This is a genomic window from Rosistilla ulvae, assembly GCF_007741475.1.
Classification (GTDB): Bacteria; Planctomycetota; Planctomycetia; order Pirellulales; family Pirellulaceae; genus Rosistilla; species Rosistilla ulvae.
In genome coordinates this window covers 4,831,815-4,853,330 of the sequence record NZ_CP036261.1, presented here as the reverse complement: position 1 = coordinate 4,853,330, position 21,516 = coordinate 4,831,815, and the positions used below count along the sequence as shown (strand labels likewise).

17 protein-coding genes are annotated in these 21,516 nt (G+C 56.8%); 13 read left to right on the top strand and 4 right to left on the bottom strand.

Features of this window, described 5'->3' with window-relative positions; all coding sequences use genetic code 11:
- Window positions 1-223 precede the first annotated feature (223 nt).
- Complete coding sequence (locus EC9_RS17125; RefSeq protein WP_145347092.1) at window positions 224-1,708, top strand: exopolysaccharide biosynthesis polyprenyl glycosylphosphotransferase; 1,485 nt, start codon at window positions 224-226, stop codon at window positions 1,706-1,708.
- Here EC9_RS17125 and EC9_RS17120 read toward each other — a convergent pair.
- The gene (locus EC9_RS17120) at window positions 1,705-1,917 is read right to left on the bottom strand and encodes a hypothetical protein (protein WP_145347090.1); all 213 of its coding nucleotides are present in this window, start codon (window positions 1,915-1,917) and stop codon (window positions 1,705-1,707) included. The two genes, EC9_RS17125 and EC9_RS17120, sit on opposite strands and share 4 nt — an antisense overlap.
- Before the next feature lie 92 nt (window positions 1,918-2,009).
- Between EC9_RS17120 and EC9_RS17115 the strand changes: the two genes are divergently transcribed.
- The 8 genes from EC9_RS17115 (at window position 2,010) to EC9_RS17080 (ending at window position 11,176) form a co-directional block, all read left to right on the top strand.
- Complete coding sequence (locus EC9_RS17115) at window positions 2,010-3,095, top strand: M24 family metallopeptidase (protein WP_145347088.1); 1,086 nt, start codon at window positions 2,010-2,012, stop codon at window positions 3,093-3,095.
- A 175-nt stretch (window positions 3,096-3,270) separates the two neighbouring features.
- Entirely contained in the window at window positions 3,271-3,729 is a 459-nt protein-coding gene (gene accB / locus EC9_RS17110) for an acetyl-CoA carboxylase biotin carboxyl carrier protein (protein WP_145347086.1), read from the top strand.
- Window positions 3,730-3,879: 150 nt separating this feature from the next.
- Window positions 3,880-5,223: an acetyl-CoA carboxylase biotin carboxylase subunit gene (gene accC, locus EC9_RS17105; RefSeq protein WP_145347085.1), complete on the top strand. Its 1,344-nt coding sequence runs from the start codon at window positions 3,880-3,882 to the stop codon at window positions 5,221-5,223.
- A 114-nt stretch (window positions 5,224-5,337) separates the two neighbouring features.
- Window positions 5,338-6,885, top strand: coding sequence for an ABC transporter permease (locus EC9_RS17100; RefSeq protein ID WP_145349210.1), 1,548 nt, complete (start codon window positions 5,338-5,340; stop codon window positions 6,883-6,885).
- On the top strand, window positions 6,878-7,669 hold the full coding sequence (locus EC9_RS17095) for an ABC transporter ATP-binding protein (RefSeq protein WP_145347083.1): 792 nt from the start codon (window positions 6,878-6,880) through the stop codon (window positions 7,667-7,669). Before EC9_RS17100 ends, EC9_RS17095 begins: the two co-directional genes overlap by 8 nt.
- Window positions 7,670-7,778: 109 nt before the next feature.
- On the top strand, window positions 7,779-8,618 hold the full coding sequence (locus EC9_RS17090) for a hypothetical protein (RefSeq protein ID WP_145347081.1): 840 nt from the start codon (window positions 7,779-7,781) through the stop codon (window positions 8,616-8,618).
- Between the two features lie 442 nt (window positions 8,619-9,060).
- Entirely contained in the window at window positions 9,061-9,753 is a 693-nt protein-coding gene (locus EC9_RS17085) for a response regulator transcription factor (protein WP_218934208.1), read from the top strand.
- Between the two features lie 139 nt (window positions 9,754-9,892).
- Window positions 9,893-11,176 carry a PQQ-like beta-propeller repeat protein gene (locus tag EC9_RS17080; protein WP_218934207.1) on the top strand — a complete coding sequence of 428 codons (1,284 nt, stop codon included), beginning with the start codon at window positions 9,893-9,895 and terminating at the stop codon, window positions 11,174-11,176.
- On the opposite strand, the gene EC9_RS27165 is transcribed toward EC9_RS17080, so the two are convergent.
- From EC9_RS27165 to EC9_RS17070, 3 genes are all read right to left on the bottom strand, one after another.
- Entirely contained in the window at window positions 11,173-11,307 is a 135-nt protein-coding gene (locus tag EC9_RS27165) for a hypothetical protein (protein ID WP_261342877.1), read from the bottom strand. The two genes, EC9_RS17080 and EC9_RS27165, sit on opposite strands and share 4 nt — an antisense overlap.
- Before the next feature lie 794 nt (window positions 11,308-12,101).
- Window positions 12,102-13,556, bottom strand: a complete 1,455-nt coding sequence (locus EC9_RS17075; RefSeq protein ID WP_145347076.1) for a DUF1501 domain-containing protein — start codon at window positions 13,554-13,556, stop codon at window positions 12,102-12,104.
- A gap of 6 nt (window positions 13,557-13,562) precedes the next feature.
- Window positions 13,563-16,205, bottom strand: a complete 2,643-nt coding sequence (locus EC9_RS17070; RefSeq protein WP_145347074.1) for a PSD1 and planctomycete cytochrome C domain-containing protein — start codon at window positions 16,203-16,205, stop codon at window positions 13,563-13,565.
- A gap of 237 nt (window positions 16,206-16,442) precedes the next feature.
- On the opposite strand from EC9_RS17070, the gene EC9_RS17065 reads away from it, so the two are divergent.
- The 4 genes from EC9_RS17065 to EC9_RS17050 all read left to right on the top strand — a co-directional run bounded on the left by EC9_RS17065 (window position 16,443) and on the right by EC9_RS17050 (window position 21,516).
- The gene (locus EC9_RS17065; protein ID WP_145347072.1) at window positions 16,443-17,495 is read left to right on the top strand and encodes a threonine aldolase family protein; all 1,053 of its coding nucleotides are present in this window, start codon (window positions 16,443-16,445) and stop codon (window positions 17,493-17,495) included.
- Window positions 17,496-17,612: 117 nt separating this feature from the next.
- Window positions 17,613-18,614, top strand: coding sequence for a glycosyltransferase family 2 protein (locus EC9_RS17060; protein ID WP_246105737.1), 1,002 nt, complete (start codon window positions 17,613-17,615; stop codon window positions 18,612-18,614).
- Complete coding sequence (locus EC9_RS17055) at window positions 18,607-20,205, top strand: hypothetical protein (protein ID WP_145347070.1); 1,599 nt, start codon at window positions 18,607-18,609, stop codon at window positions 20,203-20,205. Before EC9_RS17060 ends, EC9_RS17055 begins: the two co-directional genes overlap by 8 nt.
- 21 nt (window positions 20,206-20,226) lie before the next feature.
- The gene (locus EC9_RS17050) at window positions 20,227-21,516 is read left to right on the top strand and encodes a glycosyltransferase family 39 protein (RefSeq protein WP_145347068.1); all 1,290 of its coding nucleotides are present in this window, start codon (window positions 20,227-20,229) and stop codon (window positions 21,514-21,516) included.

Genomic DNA, 21,516 nt, shown 5'->3' with positions numbered 1-21,516 from the left:
AAGCCGAGTGCCCGTTGGATTTCAAGTAAGAGGCTTGGGACAGGCGAACTATCCGCGTGTTCCAACGCTTCTTCCGAATGGAATCGCAAACCTCAACATTGAATCAGCATCCCGGGTAATTACGGTTTATTGAGGGGAGTTGTCATTGTTGCGGGTCTTTGGGGTAGTGGGACGCCGGATTGGATTCTCTATTTTATAAGTTCGTCTGACGACGAAATTTGCCATGACTACCATGCTGATGCCATCTCCATCGACCTCACAACGGTCGACGGAATTGCAGTTAGATCCTAACATTGCGTTCTACCTAGGGCGACGTTTGCTGATGCAGCGGATCGTGACGTGCCTTCCGCTTGTTGTGGTGGATGCGTGTGTTGTTTCAGGCCTCCTGGCGTTGCTTGCGGTGGTGGGGGCGATGCCCGCGGCGATAACATCGCTCTCGGCGGGCGTGGTGGTTCCCGTCTCGATCGGTTGGGGCTTGTTGCTGGCATCGTATCGGATGTACCCAGCCATCGGAGTCAACCCGGCGATCGAACTGAAACGCTACACGATGGCGTCGACCATCGCTGCGTGTCTGTTGGCGATTGGCGTATTGGGATTCGTCGCGTTCGATTTGGCTAGCGTTTCGATGATCGTGCTTCTCTGGATCGGCTGCTTGGTCGGGTTGCCGATCGCTCGCTATCTGGCTCGACTCCAATTGGCGAAGACCTCTTGGTGGGGAACGCGTTGCATCGTCGTGGGCGATTCCGCGACGGAATATCTGAACGAACAAAAACCTCGCCAACTGACACAGCTTGGGTATCGCGTGCTCGGATACGTTCGCTGCTCGGAGCCCTATTGGGATCAGGAAGAGGGTGGCGTTGAGACGATCGAATACCTCGGTCCGGCCGCGGAATTGCACGACATCTGTCGCAGTCTCAACGCGGCGACGTTGTTGGTCGCCGCAGATCAATGCGATTATTCCGAAGATGCGATGGGCCAGCTTGGATTGCACATCCCTCGAATAGAGCGGATGGAATTTTGTAGTGTCGGTTTCGGACACGATCGATGCCCCGGCTTGGCTCCCGCATCGCACACCGAAAATGGTCTGTTGCAACCGGGCAATCTGATGCTTAAACGATGCATCGATCTGATCGCTGTGTTGGCTGCGGTTCCCGTGCTGTTGCCGTTGATGGCCGCGATCGGGTTATCGATTCGATTGAGCTCGCCGGGACCCGTCTTTTATCGGCACAGCCGTGTGGGGCGGTATGGCCGCACGATCCGCGTTTGGAAATTTCGCACAATGGTCCAAAATGCGGACCAGGTTTTGCAGAGCCATCTAGCGGAAAACCCCGAATTGCGTCGCGAGTGGGAACTCGATCACAAACTGAAACAAGATCCTCGTGTCACCCGCGTCGGTTCGTTTTTGCGAAAGACCAGTCTGGATGAATTGCCGCAATTGATCAATGTTTTGGTTGGCGACATGAGTCTGGTCGGCCCGCGGCCGATCGTCACTGCAGAGATCGAAAAATATGCGGAAGCCTACCCGCTGTACGTTGCCGTCCAGCCCGGGCTGACCGGACTGTGGCAGGTCAGCGGTCGCAACAACACTACCTATGAACGACGCATCGAACTCGATCGCCGGTATGTCAGTTCGTGGTCGGTTTGGTTGGATTGCTACATCTTAACCCGCACGATCAAGACGGTCGCGTTCTGCGAAGGTGCGTACTAGATAGTCACGCTCGGTCCCAGCTGTTCCGCGATCTTGCAGCGTCGCGGTTTGCTGCTCGCCGTCGCACCTTCGGTCCGGCGAACCCATTCCAACGCAACTCGCGGACGAGGCAACGCGTCGCCGATCGTTTTCATCTGAACGCAGCGATGATAGCATTGGCCGAACGTCTCTCGCCGCGTTGTGTCGTATTGAACCCATACGATGCTCAAGCCGTGGGGATTTTCCTACCGATCAAGTTTCGCAGCGGCATCGCGCGCCGCAACACCCGTCTATTCTACTTTCAGCGGAGCGACGCGAATCGATGCCCACACGAATTGAAAAACTGCGAGATTTGCTAGCCCAGCAATCTGTCGATTGTCTGCTGGTGACCGGCGAAACCGATGTCCGCTATTTGTCCGGCTTCACCGGCGATAGCAGCTATCTTTTGATCTCCGGATCGCGAGCGGCGATCCTCAGCGACCGGCGTTACGAGACGCAGATCGAACAAGAGTGTGGCGACCTGGAAGCGTTTGTCCGCGGTCCCGAGCGGACGATGACCCAATTGGTTGGCCAAGCGGTCGAGGACTTCTCTGTCAAAACGGTCGGCTTGGACGCAAATGATATCAGTTGGGGATTGGCGGAAGGCTTTCGATCGGTCCTGGCGAATCAGACCTTGGTCCCAGCCAACGGGCTCGTGCCGCAATTGCGTCAAATTAAAGAAGCGTCGGAAATCGAGACGATTCGCGAAGCGGTGCGGATTGCGGAGCGAACGTTTTTGGCGATCCGAGCGACGTTGCGGCACGGACAAACCGAACTCGAAATCGCTCATAACGTCGAACACTGGATCCGTCACTTTGGCGGCGAAGGTTGCGGCTTTGCTACCATTGCGGCGATTGGACCCAATGCCGCCCTGCCGCATGCCCAGCCAGGCCAGCGACGGATCGGCGACGATCCCGCGCTACTGCTCGATTGGGGAGCCAAATATAAAGGGTATACGAGCGATTTGACACGGATGACGGCGATTGGTGCCCCGTCGGCCGAAATGGCGGAAATTTATCCTGTCGTTTTGGAGGCTCAAATGGCAGCAATTTCGGCGATTGGCCCTGGCGTTGCCTTGAAAACTGTCGACGCCGCAGCGCGCGACGTGATCGCTGACGCCGGATTTGGGGATTACTTCAGCCACGGTTTGGGGCATGGAATCGGTTTGCAAGTCCATGAATCGCCCCGAATTTCGGCAATCACTGAAGGGGAGCTGCAAACGGGGATGATCGTCACCGTCGAACCGGGGATCTACCTACCCGGGAAACTGGGGGTGCGGATCGAAGATGATGTCTTGGTGACCGAAAATGGCTACGAAGTCTTATCGAGTTTGCCAAAGGGTCTCGATGATTGCACGGTAATCCTGTAAAAAGTGACCCGGCGTACCAATGGGTGCGCTAATGCCTGCGGAGTTCGTCGATTACAACGAGCTCGCGGCTACCACCCCCGTCCATGCCAAATATAGTACAACGCAACGAACTGCGATGCCAATCGCTGTATGAGACGCTTTTAGGTGTCGTTGTGGAACCCATGTTGGAGTGAACATGTCAGGCGACGTTTTTGATATCGAACAGATCCGCAAGCTCGTCGAGCTGATGGAAGAGCACAACCTTGCCGAAGTTGATTTGAAGCAGGACGAGAAACAAATCAAACTTTGTCGTGGCGGAGTCGCTGCAGCCCCCGCTCCGATGATGATGCAAGCGCCGGTCGCTGCGGCAGCGCCGGCACCGGTTGCCGCTGCGGAGACCGATGGCGCGAACATCGCGATCATCAAGGCTCCGATGGTCGGCACGTTCTACGCGCGTCCAAATCCTGAATCCCCCACGTTTGTTAACGTAGGTGACTCGATCAACGCTGAGACAACTATTTGTATCGTCGAAGCGATGAAAGTCTTCAACGAAATCCCAGCGGAGATCTCGGGCAAAGTCGTTGCTGTGTTGGCCAAAGATGGCGAAGCTGTCGATTTTGGCAAACCATTGTTCAAAATCGACACCTCGGCGTAACGCATCGCGATGTCTCCCAAACGCTGACCGCGACGCATTGGCGTCGCGAGCGTCAGTGTCCCAACGCTTCAAATCGCCGGTAGCCGGTCTTCGATCGGCTGCCAGGTTATCCAACAACGCCCGCCTCAGCCCCTGGAAATTTTCAATCGGATGTATAACCGGATCCTCATTGCAAACCGTGGTGAAATCGCGCTGCGAATTATCCGTGCCTGCCGCGAAATGGGCATTGAATCGGTCGCCGTTTACAGCGAAGCGGATCGCGAATCGGCGCATGTCCGGTTGGCGGACGCGGCGTTTTGTATCGGTCCGGCGCGAAGTGCGGAAAGCTATCTGCGGATCGATCAAGTGATCAGCGCGGCCGAAGTGGGCGGTGCCGAGGCGATCCACCCCGGTTATGGCTTTCTCGCCGAAAACGCTGACTTCAATGAGGTCTGCCGCAGCTGTAACATCGATTTCATCGGACCACTGCCCGAATCGATGGAAATGCTTGGCGATAAGAACTCCGCCCGCGCCCTGGCGCAATCCGCTGGCGTCCCTGTGGTTCCTGGCAGCGACGGACTGTTGACCGACACCGAAGAAGCATTGGCCGTCGCCAAGACGATCGGATACCCGGTGTTGATCAAAGCGACTGCCGGTGGTGGTGGTAAAGGGATGCGAGTTGCGGAGTCGCCCGAGGTGCTCGAGACCGCGTTGCAACAGGCCCGTCAAGAAGCCGAAGCAGCGTTTGGAAACGGCGGCGTCTATCTGGAGAAGTTTATCGAACAGCCGCGGCATATCGAAGTTCAGATCATCGCCGATCAACAAGGGAACGTCGTCCATCTGCACGAACGCGATTGTTCGGTTCAACGCCGCCATCAAAAATTGATCGAAGAGGCGCCGTCGCCGTTGTTGCCCGACAAGCGACGTAAAGAGATCTGCGACGCAGCGGTTCGGATGATTCAGAACGCGAACTATTACAACGCCGGTACTGTCGAATTTATCGTCGACAAGAACGATGACTTCTACTTTATCGAGGTCAACGCGCGGATTCAGGTCGAACATCCGGTAACCGAAATGGTGACCGGGGTCGATCTGATCAAGCAACAGATCTGTGTCGCCGCGGGGCAACCGTTGCCATTCACCCAGGATGACATCCAATGTCGCGGGTCGTCGATCGAATGTCGGATCAACGCCGAAAACCCCGATAAGAACTTCATGCCCAACCCGGGTAAAATCGAATCGTTTTTCGCTCCCGGAGGACTCGGCGTCCGCTTTGATTCGCACGTCTACGCCGGCTACACCGTCCCTCCTTATTACGATTCGATGATCGGCAAATTGATTGTCCATCGTCCGACTCGCGAGGAAGCGATCGCTTGCATGTTGCGAGCACTCTACGAATTGGAAGTGGGCGGGATCGCGACGACTGCTTCGCTGCATCGCAAGATCCTGGAGCACCCCGAATTCATCGAAGGGCGTCACGATACGACCTTTATTGCGCGAGAATTCAGTTCCTGATCGTCCAGGTTGAGGTTTACGCCAGCGCGCCGCGACGTCTATACTTCGCCGCCGCTCGACCGAGATGGGATCTCGGTGATGCTGCGTTTTCCTCAGAAATCCTTGGGACGACGAATGTACCGTTGGGTTCTTTGCTTCCGCTACTTGCGGACTCGCTATATCGCCTTGGCTTCGATTATCAGTGTCACCCTTGGGGTGGCCACGCTGATTGTGGTCAACAGTGTCATGGCGGGTTTCTCCGCCGAAATGCATTCACGGATGAACGAACTGCTCTCGGACGTCGTCATCGACTGTCACAGCAGTGGCGGCATGCCCGACCAAGAGAAGCATCTGGAACGCATCCGCCGCGTGACGGGGGACAAGTTGGTTGGCACAACGTGCAGTGTTCACGTTCCGGCGATGCTGGGAATCGAACACAACGGCCAATTGATCACCAAACAGATCAATCTGATCGGGGTCGATCCAAAAACATACGGCGATGTGAGTGACTTCGGTCGCTGTCTGCTGCACCCCGACAACCGCGATACCGCGTCGTTTGAACTGCATGACAGCGGCTACGGCAGCGATCGAAAACACTTCCCCGAATCGGGATGGGTCTATCGTCGGGCTTGGGCCGTCTATCAAAAAGCTTATCAGCAAGAGATCCGTCAGGCCGAAGCGGCTCGCAAAGCGGCCGGTCAAACCTCGGGACCAACGGCTGGGCCGAGCATCGATTCGTTTGGTTCGGATGGCATGTTTTCCCAGGTCGCCGAAGAGAACGCCGCTCGCGAATTCGACCCCGAAAAAGAACAGTTCTGCGGAATCATCCTTGGGATCACGACCTGCAGCACACGTTTCCGGGATCCCGATGGCGAGGTTGGCGATTACTATTATTGCCGTCCCGGGGATGACGTACGCGTGATTTTCCCCAACGCCGGCGATGACACCAAAGCGCTCAACCAACACTTCACCGTCGTCGATTTGTACGAGAGTGGGATGAGTGAATACGATTCGACGTTTGCCTTTGTGCCGTTGAATCGGTTGCAAGAGTTTCGTGGAATGGTCGATCCGACGACGGGTGTTCGCAGCATTACGACGATTCAATTGAAACTGGCCGAGGGAACCAACCTGGCTGAAGTGCGAGACGCTTTGCGAGCGGAGTTTCCACCCGATATCTACGCTTACAACATTCAAACATGGCAGGACATGCAAGGCCCGTTGTTGGCCGCGGTCCGGTTGGAAACGACGATCCTGAACGTGCTGTTGTTCCTGATCATCGCCGTTGCCGGTTTTGGGATTCTGGCCACGTTCTTCATGATCGTCGTCGAAAAGACTCGCGACATCGGAATCCTGAAAGCTCTCGGCGCCTCCAACACGGGCGTGATGAGCATCTTCCTCAGCTATGGCCTGTTGTTAGGGATCGCGGGATCGGGAGTCGGACTGTTGGGAGGACTCACCTTCGTTCACTATATCAATGACATCGCGGGCCTGATCGAAAAGATCACGGGGCAAGAGGTCTTTGATCCAACGGTCTACTACTTCAACTCGATTCCCACGATCATTCACCCGGTAACCGTTGTGTGGGTCATGATCGGTGCTGTGGCAATCGCGGTGATGGCAAGTGTTCTTCCTGCGTTGCGCGCGGCGCGAATGCATCCTGTAATGGCGCTTCGTTATGAGTAATCCAATTATGAACCAAGTCATCAAAACCGAATCGTCAGCGTTTGCCCAAGGTGTGGCACCAGAGGGCGAACCGATCATGTCGGTTCGCGGTTTGGTCAAAAGTTATCACAAGAATCGCATCGAAGTTCCCGTGCTGCGGGGCGTCGATTTCGATATCGAAGTCGGTAGCATGACGTCGTTGGTCGGCCGTAGCGGCAGCGGCAAAAGCACGCTGATGCATTTGATGGCGACGCTGGATCACCCCGACCAAGGGGAGGTGTCGTTCAACGGCGCTCGGATCGATAACGCTTCGGCGCGGCAACGCGATTATTACCGAAATCATCAGATCGGGATGATCTTCCAGTTCTATCATCTTCTGCCCGAACTGACCGCGTTGGAAAACGTGATGGTTCCGACCATGATCGCTCGACGTCTGTTTTCGTTTCTGGGCGTTCGCAAGACAGCGCAAGAACGTGCCGAGCAGTTGTTGGAAATGGTCGGTCTGACGCACCGACGTCATCATCGGCCGAGCGAAATGAGTGGCGGCGAGATGCAACGCGCAGCGATTGCTCGCGCTTTGATGAACAATCCGACGTTGCTTTTGGCCGATGAACCAACCGGGAATTTGGACAGCAGCACCGGCCATGGGATTCTGGAACTGCTGCAAAAATTGAACGAAGACAATCGCTTAACAATCGTGATGATCACCCATGACGATGCGATCGCCCGACAGGCAGATCGAGCGGTCCGTTTGGAAAACGGTTTAGTCGTCGAACAGGACGACGCGTTGCGTGTGGTTCATTGATCGTTGCCGTAAACGCCGCTTGAACTGCGTTTCAGCGCGTTACCAGCCATCGAATATAGAGTTCGCCGCGAAGATAAATTCCGTGGCCGGATGAAAACAAAGCTTCTATATGAACCGGGCAATCCTGCTGCTTCTAACGCTTCCATCGATCGGGCTGGTTCCTGGTTGCGCGAATTGGAAAGAGGCGAATGACTCGGTCGCTGCGTTGGCGACACCGCGCCCTTCCCCCAGCGCTGCCGTCATCGACATCGGATTTGTTTCGCTGCCAATTCGCGACGACCAGGTCGATTGGCGATTGTGGAACGATGTGGATGAACAAGTTCTGTCGGACGATCTACGACGACAATTGGCGGCCAACGGATTGCGAGCCGGGCGGATTGCGGGGCCCATGCCCGCGTTGGTTGCCGAGGAATTGAATGCGGGGGCAAAACAAGAATCGTTGCAATTTCTCGAGCAAGCGAATCTTTTGTCGGAAGTCGCGCATGGCGGCAGACGCGTGTTCTGTCGGACCGCGATGCGCTACGAATTGCCAGTCCGTTCGCAGATGCGGGGCGAGGTTTCTCTTTTAGTTAAGAAAGGGGACAGTCTCACCGGGCGACGATTGAACGATCCGTTGTTCCAGTTTTCGATGGAAACACGGCGCGGCGATCATGGGGAGATTATCTTACGGCTGGTTCCCGAATACAAAGCGGGCGATATGAAGCAGGCGTGGATCAGCAATGAGCAAGCGTTGCGGTTGGAATCTCGCCGCGATGTGCACGCGTTAGATCATCTTGCAATCGAAGTTCCATTGGAAGTTGGCAATGCGGTTTTGATTTCCCCCACGGCAACGCCATGTGGAATCGGTGAAAAGATGCTGATGGGAGAACGTGTCGATGAAGTTCGAGACGTGGTCGCGTTGGTTCTTCGCTTGACGCAGCCCCCATCGATTAAATCGATCTCTAACTGAGACGTCGGCTAGCGTCCCCGGTATCCCTTGGTGGGAGATGCGTTTTGAGGCATCGATGTAGATATCGGTTTCTCAAATAGTGCGCGATTTGCGATCACAATTCGCATTGTGAATGAATGTGTTGCGTCTCACGGCGTTTCCTCGATTCCAACGTTGTGTTGTCGACGCTCGTTTCGCTTGCGCCGCGTGAACGTTCTACGCAAGACTTTGAAAGAAAAGTTTGCTTTCTGTGGCGACATCCGATTTAATGTCGTGTGGTTTAACAGAATCCTCATGATGTGGGGCGAATCGCGACTTTCGACGCGTCCTGTGTCTGCGCAGGATCCTGTTTGCCGCTCTTTTCGGGAGCGTCGTTTCGATCGGTTTACTGTTTCGTTGACGAAGGCTTCGCGGTGAGAGCCTTTTTCTTTTGGCGGTCAACGAACGGCAGTAGGTGGTTTGTGTGAATGGGTATTCAAACGCTCCAAGCGACGAGGATTCACGATTCCAACCTATCATACGGATCGACACTCCAACGGTCTATTTGGTCGACGACGATCTGAACGTTCGTAAATCGCTGCAGGAATTGTTGGATGCGATGGGACTGGCATTGCGTGCCTTTTCGTCGGGGGAAGCGTTTTTGAAGGCGTACGATGGTTCGCCCGGTTGCTTGATTACCGACATTCGGACGCCTTCGGGGTTGGCGGGGCTCGAACTGCAATCGCGGCTTGCAAAAACGCCGGTTTCGTTGCCGTTGATTATTACGGCTGCGGTGGCCGATGCCTCGCTTGCGGTGCGAGCGATCCAAAATCATGCTGTCACGTTGATCGAAAAACCTTATCGCGATCATGAATTGATCGAAGCGATCCAGTCGGCGCTGCGGTTCGATAGGATGCATCGCCAACAGGACGTTAAAACGCTTGAGGTCTTCAAAAGGTTGGCGACTCTTTCGGCCAATGAAATGCAAGTCTTAGAGCTGATTATCGAAGGGGTTACCAACAAAGTGGTCGCCAAACGCTTGGATGTCAGTATCCGTACGGTGGAGAATCGGCGCAAACGAATCTACGAAAAGATGCACACCGATTCGGTCGCTGCGTTGGTTCGGATGGTTGTGGAGGCTCGGATCCGGACCGGGCAGAGTGTGCAACAGCTTTGAACGACCCGCGGTTGATCATGGCCGGCTGTCGAAATATCCAGGCAATGATCGTTTGCCGGTGCGCTGACGTTGGGATTCGGCCACTCTACAATGGTCGGCACCCTCGTTCACGTCGACCTCACTCGTTAAGCGAAGCGTCATGCTCAAGCCCCTCTTCAGCTGTTTGTGTTTGTTGACCGTTCTGCCCGCTTGTGACGCAAGCGATCCGGTCATCGCAACTCCCACGCCATCGGCCGCTGGCAGCGTCAGTAATTGGCCCTGTTGGATGGGACCTAACTACGATGGGATTTCGATCGAAGCGAACTGGTCGGAAGAATGGCCTGCCGCCGGTCTGGAAGTCGCCTGGACCGGTCAGTTAGGAATCGGTTTCAGTTCGATCTCCATCGCCGACGGAAGATTGTTTTCGATGGGGCATGTCGATGGCGAAGAGTTTGTCTACTGTTTGGATGCCGCCACCGGGAAAACGCTTTGGACGCATCGCTACGCCTGCGAATTGGTCGACAACCTCTATGAAGGCGGTCCGGGCAGCACGCCGACGATCGATGGCGATCTCGTCTATACGCTCGGCAAGCAGGGCCAGCTGTTCTGTTTTCGCGCTGCTAACGGGGAGATCGTTTGGCAGAAGGATTTGCAAGTCGATCTCGAGATCCCGATGCCCGAATGGGGATTTAATAGCTCGGCACGCGTGGTCGACGATGCCGTTGTTTTCGAAGCCGGCCGCGTCGTTTCGTACCACAAGCTGACCGGTGAGAAGAACTGGCAGAGCGAACCGCATCGGGCGGGTTATGGTTCGGTTGCCCGCTTCGCCGGTGAGCGTTCGGGTTTGTTAGCGACGCTCGACTGCGATGCGGTCCGGGTTACCGATGCTACCGACGGATCGGAGATCGCTTCGTTTCCCTGGAAGTCCCCGTTTGGTACCAATTCAACGACGCCGATCTTGGCTGGCGATAAGGTCTTCATCTCGACCGGATATCAGGTTGGATGTGGTATGTTCCAGCTGCAAGAGGATGGCCTCGATTTGATCTACGAAAATCGATCGATGCGGAACCACTTCAACAACTGCATCCTCTACGACGGCTTCCTCTATGGTATCGACGGCAATTCGAACCTAGGCCGCGTCGTCCATTTGGTCTGCATGAATCTGGAAACCGGCGAGGTCGCGTGGCGCGAGCGCGGGTTCGGATGCGGATCGTTGATGATCGCCGATGGCAAGCTGGTCATCCTTGCTGACGATGGGAGGTTGGTTTTGGCAGAAGCCAACCCCGAGGAATACCGTCAGCTGGCGAGTTCCCCCTTTCTCGAAGGGCGATGTTGGACGGTTCCGGTACTGGCGGGCGGCCACATCTATGGCCGCAACGCCGCAGGCAAGATCGTTTGTGCCCGCTTGCCCGCCAAGCCGTCGACGAATCCCGACGGCGCTTAAGCCAACAGGCCCGGAATAACTTGGCCCGGCTGGCCGTCGGTGAGCGTTTGGTCGCGGTTGGCGCGATGGAACGTCAGCTGTTCGTGATCCAGGCCAAGCAACAGCCCCTGTGGATGGGCAGTCGTGGGCATCCAAACTTGCCCACGTTGTCGAAAACGTTGGTCAAGCACCATCGTGGATGGTCCGAACCGACTAGTAGATCGATCGTGCCTGTGTCCAATCGATCATCGTCGCTGTCGTCGCGGGGGCTGCAGCCGATCTGACAGTCGGAGCAACAGTGACAGTAACCGAGCGCCGCATCGCAGTTAGGCGGCTTCCGTTAATCGATAAGGCCAATGATGAAAGCGGCTAACAATCAATTTGGGAATCAATTTGGGGACAGCCATACTCTGGGGGAAATTTGGGAAATTTGGGGACAGGCAGTTTTGTTATTGTTATCGAATGAAACACAATGCAAAGCTAGAAGCCAAAGCACGGGAATGCCGAGACTGCGTTACTGTTGAAAGCCATGGAACTGGTGGCTTTTCAGCAAGCAGTTTCACTGTGTGGAGATCGCCAAGGACGCAGAAGGGGACAACCCGAGAGGCCTGGCAAAATGTGGCTGTCCCTCAATCGTGACGCCCGGCCAAAGTATGCCTGTCCCCAATTTTTTTGGGCCTTCATCGAAACGATTCGCGCGGTCGGCTGAAGCCTTCACTCCAGCGGAAACTGGGGGACAGGCAGTTTTGTCATTGTTATCGAATGAAACACAGTGCAAAACAAGAAGCCAAAGCACGGGGAATGTCGAGACTACGTGCCAGTTGAATGCCATGGAACTGGTGGCTTTTCAGCAAGCAGTTTCACTGGGTGGACATCGCCACGCCTTTGGGAAGGACGCGCGGCGGGGTACGCTCGCGCTGAAACGAGAAAATATGATACGACGTGCTTAAGCCAACAGTCCCGGGATCACTTGCCCCGGTTGGCCGTCGGTGAGCGTTTGGTCGCGGTTGGCGCGATGGAACGTCAACTGTTCGTGGTCTAGGCCAAACAGATGCAGCAGCGTGGCGTGGTAGTCGAAGTGGTTGACGACATCTTCGATCGCTTTGTGACCCCACTCATCGGTCTTGCCGTGCACGTGTCCAGCTTTAAAGCCGCCGCCGGCGACCCACATGCTGAATCCGTGGGTGTTGTGATCGCGACCGTATTTCGCGCGACCGGCATCGTTTTGCACGACAGGTAAGCGGCCCATCTCACCGCCCCAGTGGACGACTGTCGAATCGAGCAGCCCGCGCTGTTTCAGATCCCGCACCAACGCGGCACTCGGTCGATCGACCTTGCGGCACGCTGCCGGAAGACCCTTGATGATGCCGCCGTGGCTGTCCCACAATTGGTTCGCGGTGTAGACCTGCACGAAACGGACGCCCCGTTCGATCAACCGACGAGCGATCAGGCAACGGCTGCCGTAATCGGCGGTCTCCTTTTCGTGCATCCCATACATTTCCTGAGTCGCCCGGCTCTCTTGACTCAGGTCCATCGCATCGGTCGCGGCAACTTGCATCTTCGCCGCCAATTGGTAACTGGCGATCCGAGCTTGCAGATCGTGTTGCCCCGGCCGCTGGGCGCGGTGCTGTTCGTTCAATTGCTCCAGAAATTCGAGCGCTCGCGCTTGAGCTTTTCCTTTAAGGTGAGCTGGCGGAGTCAGGTCGAGGATTCGTGGTTCGGTCGGCCGGATCACAGTTCCTTGATAGACCGATGGCAGCCAGCCGTTGGACCAGTTTTCCACGCCTTGGACGGGCAGTTGGCCTGGATCGATCAACGCCAAAAACGAGGGAAGGTTATCCGCTTCGCTCCCCAGTCCGTAGGTCAGCCAGCTGCCAAGCGAAGGCCGGCCGGCGGTGATTCGGCCGGTCTGCAGAGCGCGGATCGATTGGCCGTGGTTGTTGACGCCGGTTTTGGTCGACCGGATCAGGCAGATTTCGTCGGCGATCGACCCGGTGTGCGGGATCAGTTCCGACAATTCCATCCCACATTCGCCCTTCGGCGAGAATTTCCATGGCGAAGCAAAGATCTTGGAACTTGCGTTGGCCGCGTCGTCGTATTTGATCTCGTCGGGGAAATCTTCACCGTCATGTTTGACCATCTCCGGCTTCGGATCGAACATGTCGTGGTGGCTGGGCCCGCCCTGCATCCACAACGAAATCATCGCCTTGGCTTTGGGCGGATGGTGCGGTTGCTTGGGGAGCGTGTCGAAGGATAGCGGTTCCAGGTTCGGTTGCTGTGGATTCGCCTTGGCTTCCTGTTGGTTCATCCATGCCATCGCCAACGATCCAACGCTCATCGCGCTTGAGGCCATGAAGTGTCGGCGTGCCGATACGCTATCGATATTTGGTAGGTTCGTCATTGCGTCTTAGTCCACGTACAAGAATTCGTTAGAGCTGAACAACATCTGGCACAATGTCGCCAGCGCTTCCTGGTCCGGAGTTCGTTGAGGCTTCTTCTTTGCATCGGCCTTGTAAGCCGGCTGCGTCGCAAAAATAGCTGCCTGTTCGGCGACCAAATCTTTTGCGGCAGCCCGTTCGTCGTCGCTGCAATCGCGAGCGAAGATCAGTCGCCAAGCGAGCTGGATTTGCGTGTCGAGATCATCAGCGGCGTCGCGTTGCAATCGCTCGGCAAGCAACCGTGAGTATTCGAGCACTTGATCGCTGTTGAGCATCATCAGCGACTGCGTTGAACTGGTCGAAGGCCGTCGCAGGTCGCAATTCGGAGTCATGATCGGTTGATCAAACGCTTCCAACACGCTCAACGGTTGGCTTCGTCGGACCTGGACATAGACGCTGCGTCGCAGATCTTCACCCTTCATGTCGATCACCGCACCGGGACGGCCAGCGCTGCTGTTTTCGATTCCGATGACGAAGCGTCCGACGGGATCGGGCATCACTGGAATGGCCGGTCCAAACGGCTTGGAATTGATTTGGTCGGCGATCGCCAACATACTGTCCCGAATCGCTTCGGCATCGAGACGCAACAGACGCGCTCCGCCGTAGAGTTCGTTGTCCGGATCGGCTGCGATCTGGTCGGGGGCGACGCGCAATTGTTGTTGCCATGCTGTCGAAGAGAGGATCAATCGATGGATGTGCTTCAGGCTCCAACCGCTGTCGATAAACTCTGACGCCAACCAATCGAGCAATTCCGGATGCGACGGCGGTTGCCCAAGGACGCCAAAATCGTTGGGGGATGTGACCAAGCCGCGGCCGAAGTGATGCATCCAGATTCGGTTGACCAAGGCCCGCGCCGTCAACGGATGTTTGGGATCGGTCAATCGCCTGGCAAATGCCAGCCGTCGCCCTGTGGTTGGCAACGCGGTGTCGTTGGCGGGGACCTCGGGAAGGTCGACGTTCATCGAAACGACGGTCAGTCCTCCCGGTTGTAGTTCCTGCTTGGGTTGCTCGTGATCGCCGCGATAGAACAGTTGGGTCACCGGCACGCGTCCGGGAACCTCGGTCAACGCTCGAACAAATTCCTGCTTCGGCTTCTTGTCGCGAACCTTCTTCGCCTCCGCCGCCATCGCCTTCAATTCGTCCGAGGCCTTGCGATCGTAAAGGTACAGCGAACTGGCCGTCACGTTCAGCTTGGGATACTTTTTGATCAGAGCTTTCTGTTCATCGGTTCGCTTTTTTGCTGGCGTCTTGTGAGTCTCGCGAGCCAGTTCGTGCGTCTCTTCGGGCAGCTTCTCCAGTTGTTTTTCGAACGTAGCGTTGATGAATTCGGTCTGTTTGGCGATTCGCTTGGCGTCGAGCTTTTTGGCTTCGGCTTCCACCTTCGCCGCCTCGGCTCGCATCGCATCGGTGTACAGCGAAACCAAACGCTTCGGCGGGCTACGCCATTTCTGCCAATCGAATCCCGGCTCGAAGATCGCTCGGAAACGGAAATAGTCTTCGTGCGAGATCGGATCGTAGCGATGGTCGTGACATTGGGCGCAACCGACAGTCATCGCCAGCAACGAAGAGGAAACGATCGTGACGGTGTCGGCGATCGTCGCGTTGCGAGCCACGTTGACGTCGTCGACTGCCCCGCCAGTCCCATCGGGAGCCATCCGCAAGAATCCGGTCGCGGTCAGCAATTCGGCGTCTTCGGCGCTTAAGTTGTTCAGCGGCGTGGAGATCATTTCGTCGCCAGCCAGTTGTTCGTGGATGAAACGATCGAACGGCTTGTCGTTATTAAAGGCGCGGATCACATAGTCGCGGTATCGCCACGCATGGGGCCGCGGCGCGTCGACATCGTTGTAGCCTTCGCTGTCGGCGTAACCGGCGACGTCCAACCAGTGCCGGGCCCAACGTTCGCCATACTCATGTTTGCTCAACAAGCGATCGATCCATTGCTGCCAGGCGACCTGATCGTTGTCGGCGGCAAACGCTTCGACATCTTGCGGCGTTGGCGGCACGCCGTGCAGATCGATGAACAGCCGGCGAATCAAGGCATTTGCAGGGGCGCGAGGACTGAATCCAAATCCTCTCGCTTCCAGCTTGGCCAACAAAAAGGCGTCGATTGGGTTGGCAACCGCCTCAGCGTCGGCAACTTGCGGAACGGAAGGCCGAACGATCGGCAGCAACGACCAATGCGATCGTTCCTCTTCGGTGATCAACATCGTGTCATCGATCGATTCGGGCTCGGGGCGAAGCGTTGTCGCTCCCGCCTCGATCCACTGTCGCACGATTTCAAGCTCCTCTTCGCTGCACAGCTTGCTCTCGTCCGGCGGCATCTCGCCATCGCGCATCCGTTGGAACAGAACGCTTTCGTCGGCGGCACCGGGGATGATCGAGGGGCCCGAATCGCCGCCGGAGTGCATGAAGCGAACTAGCCGTAGATCCAACGATCCCTCGGGATGCTCCTCTTCGCCGTGGCAATGGAAGCAGTGCTTTTTAAAGATCGCGCGGACGTGTGTTTCGAACTGCGGAGAATCGGCTGGCTCGCTGCCAGCGACAACTTGGGGCAGCAGGAAACTGATCCCAGCGACAATCAAGCCTAGGGTGACGAAAGGTTTCTGATGCATCGCAAACCTGACGGGAAGGGGTGGGCCGATACGCAGACGCATCGTGCGAAGCGAAACTTCGCAGTCGCGAGGCAGCGGGAATAGGAAGGAGGATTGGAGGCGGGGGGGGGGTGGTTTATTGTGACATGAATCGCAGCGAAATGAAAGACATCTACGCACTATCGCAATGATTCATTCTCGTTAAGCTAGGATCCGAACGTTTGCGAAGACTTTTCAACCTCGGGATCGACGAAGACGATGAACGCTATCGAACCTGGATTTCAGTTTGCCAGCGACAATACTTCGGGAGTCTGTCCCGAAGCGTGGAATGCGATGTTGGAAGCCAATAGCGGATACGCAGCCTCTTATGGGGACGATCCATGGACCAAACGGGCTCGTGAGCTAGTTCGTGAGATCTTCGAATTCGATTGCCACGTCTATTTCATCTTCAACGGAACGGCCGCAAATTCGTTGGCGCTAGCGTCGATGTGCCAGTCGTATCACAGCGTGTTGGCTCACCAATTGGCGCACGTCGAGACAGACGAATGTGGTGGTCCGGAGTTCTTTTCCAACGGCACGAAATTGTTGTTGGTCGAAGGCGAAGGAGGCCGCGTCGATCCGGCGGCTGTGGAAAAAGTGGTCCGCCGCCGATCGGACGTGCATTTCCCCAAACCCAAAGTGCTCAGCATCACTCAAGCGACGGAGATGGGGACTGTCTATCGCGGCGAGGACCTCGACCGGATCTACGAAACCGCGCGACGCTTGCACTTGAACCTGCACATGGATGGTTCGCGATTCGCCAACGCGCTGGCGACATTAAACGTCTCTCCGAAAGAGCTGACTTGGAAGGCCGGAGTCGATGTGCTGTGCCTGGGCGGAACCAAAAACGGGATGGCGGTCGGCGATTGTGTCGTCTTCTTCGATGACGATCTCGCGTATGAGTTTGAGTACCGGTGCAAGCAGGCCGGCCAATTGGCTTCGAAGATGCGATACCTGTCGGCGCCTTGGGTTGGTCTGTTGGAATCGGGAGTCTGGCTGAAAAACGCTCAGCATGCCAACGCGATGGCCCGCCTGTTTGCCGAGCGGTTGCAGGCGTTCCCGGGCGTCAGCGTTCGCAATAACGTCGAATCCAACGCGGTCTTCCTGCAGTTTCCACCCGCGGTCGCCGCGGCGCTGCGGTCCGCCGGTTGGCACTTTCACGACTTCATTGGCGTCGGTGAATCGCGGCTGATGTGTTCTTGGAACACGACCGAGCAGGAGATCGAAGCGTTCCTGAAATCGCTGGCCGACGCGATCAAGCAAAACCCTTGAGATAGCGTTTTCCCGGGCTCTGGGCTATGATGTCGGGCTCGCCACCGCGATCCCCAGCTGGCAAGTTGGCCCGCTTGCCCACCCTTTTTTCCCTCCAATTCGCAGCTTCATTTTACAGTGACTCAGCCCACCCCCCCCGCCGCTGCCGCTGAATCGATCAGCTTTGTGATCCCAGTCTGCAATGAAGAGGACAGTCTCGACGAATTGCATGCGGCGATCAGCGAAGTCGTTCAGGAAAACGGCTACGACACCGAGATGATTTTCATCGACGACGGATCGACCGACGCATCGTGGCAAAAAGTGCAGGGCTTGGCAGCTCGCGATCCCCGCGTGCAAGGGCTACGCTTTCGCACCAACTATGGAAAAGCTGCCGGCTTGGCCGCCGGGTTCGACGCCGCTCGCGGCACCTTCATCATCACGATGGATGGCGATCTGCAGGACGATCCGAAAGAGATCCCGCGTTTCCTGCAGCGGCTGCACGAAGGTTTTGATGTCGTCAGCGGATGGAAGCAGGTCCGGCACGATCCGTGGCACAAGGTCTTGCCCAGCCGCGTTTTTAATTGGATGGTCGGTGCGTTGACCGGCGTCCGCATCCACGACCACAACTGCGGATTTAAGGCCTATCGCCGCGAGGTCTTCGACGAGGTGAAACTGTACGGCGAACTACATCGCTTTGTCCCCGTATTGGCCGCCGCCAAGGGATGGCGCGTCAGCGAGATCGCTGTCGAACACCACGCTAGGAAATATGGACACTCGAAGTATGGTGTGCGGCGATTGGTGAAAGGTTTCTTGGATCTGGCGACCGTCTATTTTTTGACCGGGTACTCGCAGCGTCCGCTGCATCTGATGGGAACGACAGGGATTTTGAGCACTCTGTTGGGCCTGGCCGGATTGGTTTGGTTGTCGATCTCGTGGGTCTTCACGCGGTTGAACGATCTTCCTGAAGACGACATGCATCTGCACACTCGGGCGATCTTCTACTTCTGCATCATGGCTTTTTTAGTTGGTACCCAGTTGATGATCGCTGGATTGTTAGCCGAATTGCTGACCGCAACCTCGCGACGCGAGGTGCAACCGTATTCGATCGCAGAGCGCACCGAGGCGTCGACCGATGTCTGAGATTGCCCAGTCGAAGGAACGCCAGCTGCGGCGAATGATCTATCTGCTGCTGACCGTGATCGCCACGACGATGATCTGCGGACGAATCGCGGTGGTTCGATCGAGCACCGGCGAAGTCCCATTTCTGAGTGCCAACGATCGAAGCCGATGGTGCACGATTTCGTCGCTGGTCGACGATGGAACCTATGCGATCGACCGACAGGTCGATTATCGCGAACCGGTGCGAAAACGCCGCGTTTGGTACACGATCGATATGGTCCGGCATCGCGGCGAGGACGGACAACAACACTACTACAGCAGCAAGCCGCCGCTGTATCCGACGATGTTGGCGGGCGTCTATGCGGCGTTTAAAACCCTGACGGGAGCCAGTCTTTTTGGCGAACCGTTTATGGTTGGCCGTTGGTTGCTGGTGCTGACCAATGCCCTGCCGATGGTCGTCTATTTTGCCATCATGCTCGGGCTGATCGAACGTTATGGGAAAACGAACTTCGGCCGTTTGTTAGCCGCGAGTGTGGTCACATGTGGCACCTTGTTAGTACCCTTTGCGATCTCGTTGAGCAATCATCTGCCGGCCGCGATCAGTTCGGCGGTTGCCCTGGTCTGTGTGCTGGCGATCTGCGATCGACGCAGTTCGCCAGCCCTCGGTTTTGTGGCCGGTCTTGCCGGTGGATTTGCCGCGGCAAACGAACTGCCTGCGCTTTCGATGGCTTGTTTGTGGGGCGCTCTGCTGCTCTGGTCGTCAGGGTTGCGAGCGACTTCGATGTACGCGCTGGGCTTGATGGTTGTTGCTGTCGCGTTTTTCGGAACGAATTATTACGCCCACGGCAGCCTGCGACCTCCCTACACGCATCGCGGCAGCGGTCCAGAGATCGCTCGCATCGAATCGGTTGCCGACGCCCCCGATATCGCAACGATTCGCCCGCTGTTGATTCAAGGGGATCGCGGCGACGATGTGACAATCGATGGCGAGACAGCGATGGAGATCCGCGAGACGACCAAACCCGATCTGCTGGAAGTCTGGCTGCCCGATTCCCAGATGCGTTACGCGATCAACCGCGATGGCGCCGGCTGGATCCTCGGTCAATGGGATGACTGGTACGAATATCCCGGGACGTATTGGCAGCCGAAGTACCGGGCAGGTGTCGATAAGGGAGAGCGGTCGCGCGGGCTGTACGCCTTCCATGCGACGTTTGGGCATCACGGAATTTTTTCGCTGACGCCGATCTGGTTGCTGTCGATCGTCGGATGTTTGTGCTGGATTCGCAGCGAGACGGTTTGCTATCGCAACCTCGCCGCAGCGATCGCTATCGCCACGCTCGTCTGCTTCGCGTTCTACATCGCTCGGCCATTGATCGACCGCAACTACGGTGGTGTCAGCTGTGCGTTTCGCTGGATGCTGTGGTTCATTCCGCTGTGGATCTGGCTGCTGCTGCCCGCCGCCGACTGGATATCAAACCACCCGGTGGGGAGGGTGCTCGGCTGTGGAATGCTAGCGGCCGGGCTGTTTTCGGTGGTCAGCGCCCTCGAAAATCCATGGCAACATCCCTGGATCTACCGATACTGGGACTATCTGGGCTGGCTTAGCTATTAACCCGTCCACTACTATTCGCGGATGTTTCCCATCCGAACCGCATACGTCTTTTCCGCTATTCTGCTCGTCGCGCTGACGGTGCGGTGTGGGACGGCGTATTGGTGGCAAACACGTCTGGATCGACAGGACCAGCACTTTGCCTTCGGTGATTCGGAAAGCTATTGGGCCCTGGCGACGCAGATCGCTCGCGGGCTGCCGTATGAATATGGCGGCCCCGAGGCGAAGATCTTTCGCGTGCCGATCTACCCGTTGATGATCGCCCCTTGGATCGACGACGACGATCCGTATCGAAACATCCTGGGCGTCCGCATGCTGGGCTGTCTGCTGGGGACGATTTCGGTGGCGGGCGTGATGTATTACGCGCATCTTATGTTTGGCCCGATCGCCGCGGCGTGCGCTGGCGGTTTGGCGGCGCTTCATCCCGGCGCGATCTCGATGAGCATCTTGGTTCTAAGCGAAGCCCCCTTCTGTCCATTGATGGTGGGCAATTTGTTGCTGTGGCGGTTGGCCTGGATCGCGCCGACGTTGAAGTCGGGATCGGGATGGTCGATCGCCGCCGGAGCGATCGCCGGACTGGCGGTTCTGGTCCGACCCAGTTGGCTGTTGTTCGCTCCCTTTGTTTGTCTGCTGCAGTTCCTTCGGCAACCGAGTCAGTATCGCAAGACCGCCTGGATGGGCTTGGCAATGCTGCTGGGATTTGCCGTCGTGATGTCGCCATGGTGGGTTCGCAGCTATCAGATCACCGGTCACTTTGTCGTGACGACGTTGCAGGTCGGGCCGAGCATGTACGACGGCCTGCACCCCGGAGCGACGGGAGCCAGCGACACGGGGATGGGATTCAATTCCGAATTCGCCCGTCAACAACGTTTACACGATACGGAAGCCACGGTTCTCGACAGCACATTTGAGTACCGTTTGAACCAACGGATGTCGACGGCGGCGAAGACCTGGGCTCTCGAAAATCCAGGCGAAGTGGTTCGCTTGGCCGCGGTGAAAGTTGCCCGTACGTGGCGGCCATGGCCCACGGCGAGCGAGGTTCCTGGGGTTGCGATCCGGTTCGCGTCGGCGGCTGGGATGTTGTTGGTTGTTGTTCCGGCAGCGATCGGTTCGTGGCGGTACCGCAAGCTCGGTTGGTTGGTTTTACTGCTCTGGATGCCAGCACTCTACTTCACTTCGTTACACGCCGTTTTTATCGGATCGATGCGATATCGATTACCGGCGGTCTTGATCTTGACCATCCTTGCCGCCCCCGTTTGGGCGACTTGGTTGGGACGTTTGGTTACGCGCGATTCCAAACACGCAGCGGATTGA

Excerpts from the sequence above, each read along its gene's own strand:
- EC9_RS17125 (WP_145347092.1), top strand. The coding sequence starts at position 224 with ATGACTACCATGCTGATGCCATCTCCATCGACCTCACAACGGTCGACG.
- EC9_RS17115 (WP_145347088.1), top strand. The coding sequence starts at position 2,010 with ATGCCCACACGAATTGAAAAACTGCGAGATTTGCTAGCCCAGCAATCT.
- accB (WP_145347086.1), top strand. The coding sequence starts at position 3,271 with ATGTCAGGCGACGTTTTTGATATCGAACAGATCCGCAAGCTCGTCGAG.
- accC (WP_145347085.1), top strand. The coding sequence starts at position 3,880 with ATGTATAACCGGATCCTCATTGCAAACCGTGGTGAAATCGCGCTGCGA.
- EC9_RS17100 (WP_145349210.1), top strand. The coding sequence starts at position 5,338 with ATGTACCGTTGGGTTCTTTGCTTCCGCTACTTGCGGACTCGCTATATC.
- EC9_RS17095 (WP_145347083.1), top strand. The coding sequence starts at position 6,878 with ATGAGTAATCCAATTATGAACCAAGTCATCAAAACCGAATCGTCAGCG.
- EC9_RS17090 (WP_145347081.1), top strand. The coding sequence starts at position 7,779 with ATGAACCGGGCAATCCTGCTGCTTCTAACGCTTCCATCGATCGGGCTG.
- EC9_RS17080 (WP_218934207.1), top strand. The coding sequence starts at position 9,893 with ATGCTCAAGCCCCTCTTCAGCTGTTTGTGTTTGTTGACCGTTCTGCCC.
- EC9_RS27165 (WP_261342877.1), bottom strand. The coding sequence starts at position 11,307 with ATGCCCACGACTGCCCATCCACAGGGGCTGTTGCTTGGCCTGGATCAC.
- EC9_RS17075 (WP_145347076.1), bottom strand. The coding sequence starts at position 13,556 with ATGACGAACCTACCAAATATCGATAGCGTATCGGCACGCCGACACTTC.
- EC9_RS17070 (WP_145347074.1), bottom strand. The coding sequence starts at position 16,205 with ATGCATCAGAAACCTTTCGTCACCCTAGGCTTGATTGTCGCTGGGATC.
- EC9_RS17065 (WP_145347072.1), top strand. The coding sequence starts at position 16,443 with ATGAACGCTATCGAACCTGGATTTCAGTTTGCCAGCGACAATACTTCG.
- EC9_RS17055 (WP_145347070.1), top strand. The coding sequence starts at position 18,607 with ATGTCTGAGATTGCCCAGTCGAAGGAACGCCAGCTGCGGCGAATGATC.
- EC9_RS17050 (WP_145347068.1), top strand. The coding sequence starts at position 20,227 with ATGTTTCCCATCCGAACCGCATACGTCTTTTCCGCTATTCTGCTCGTC.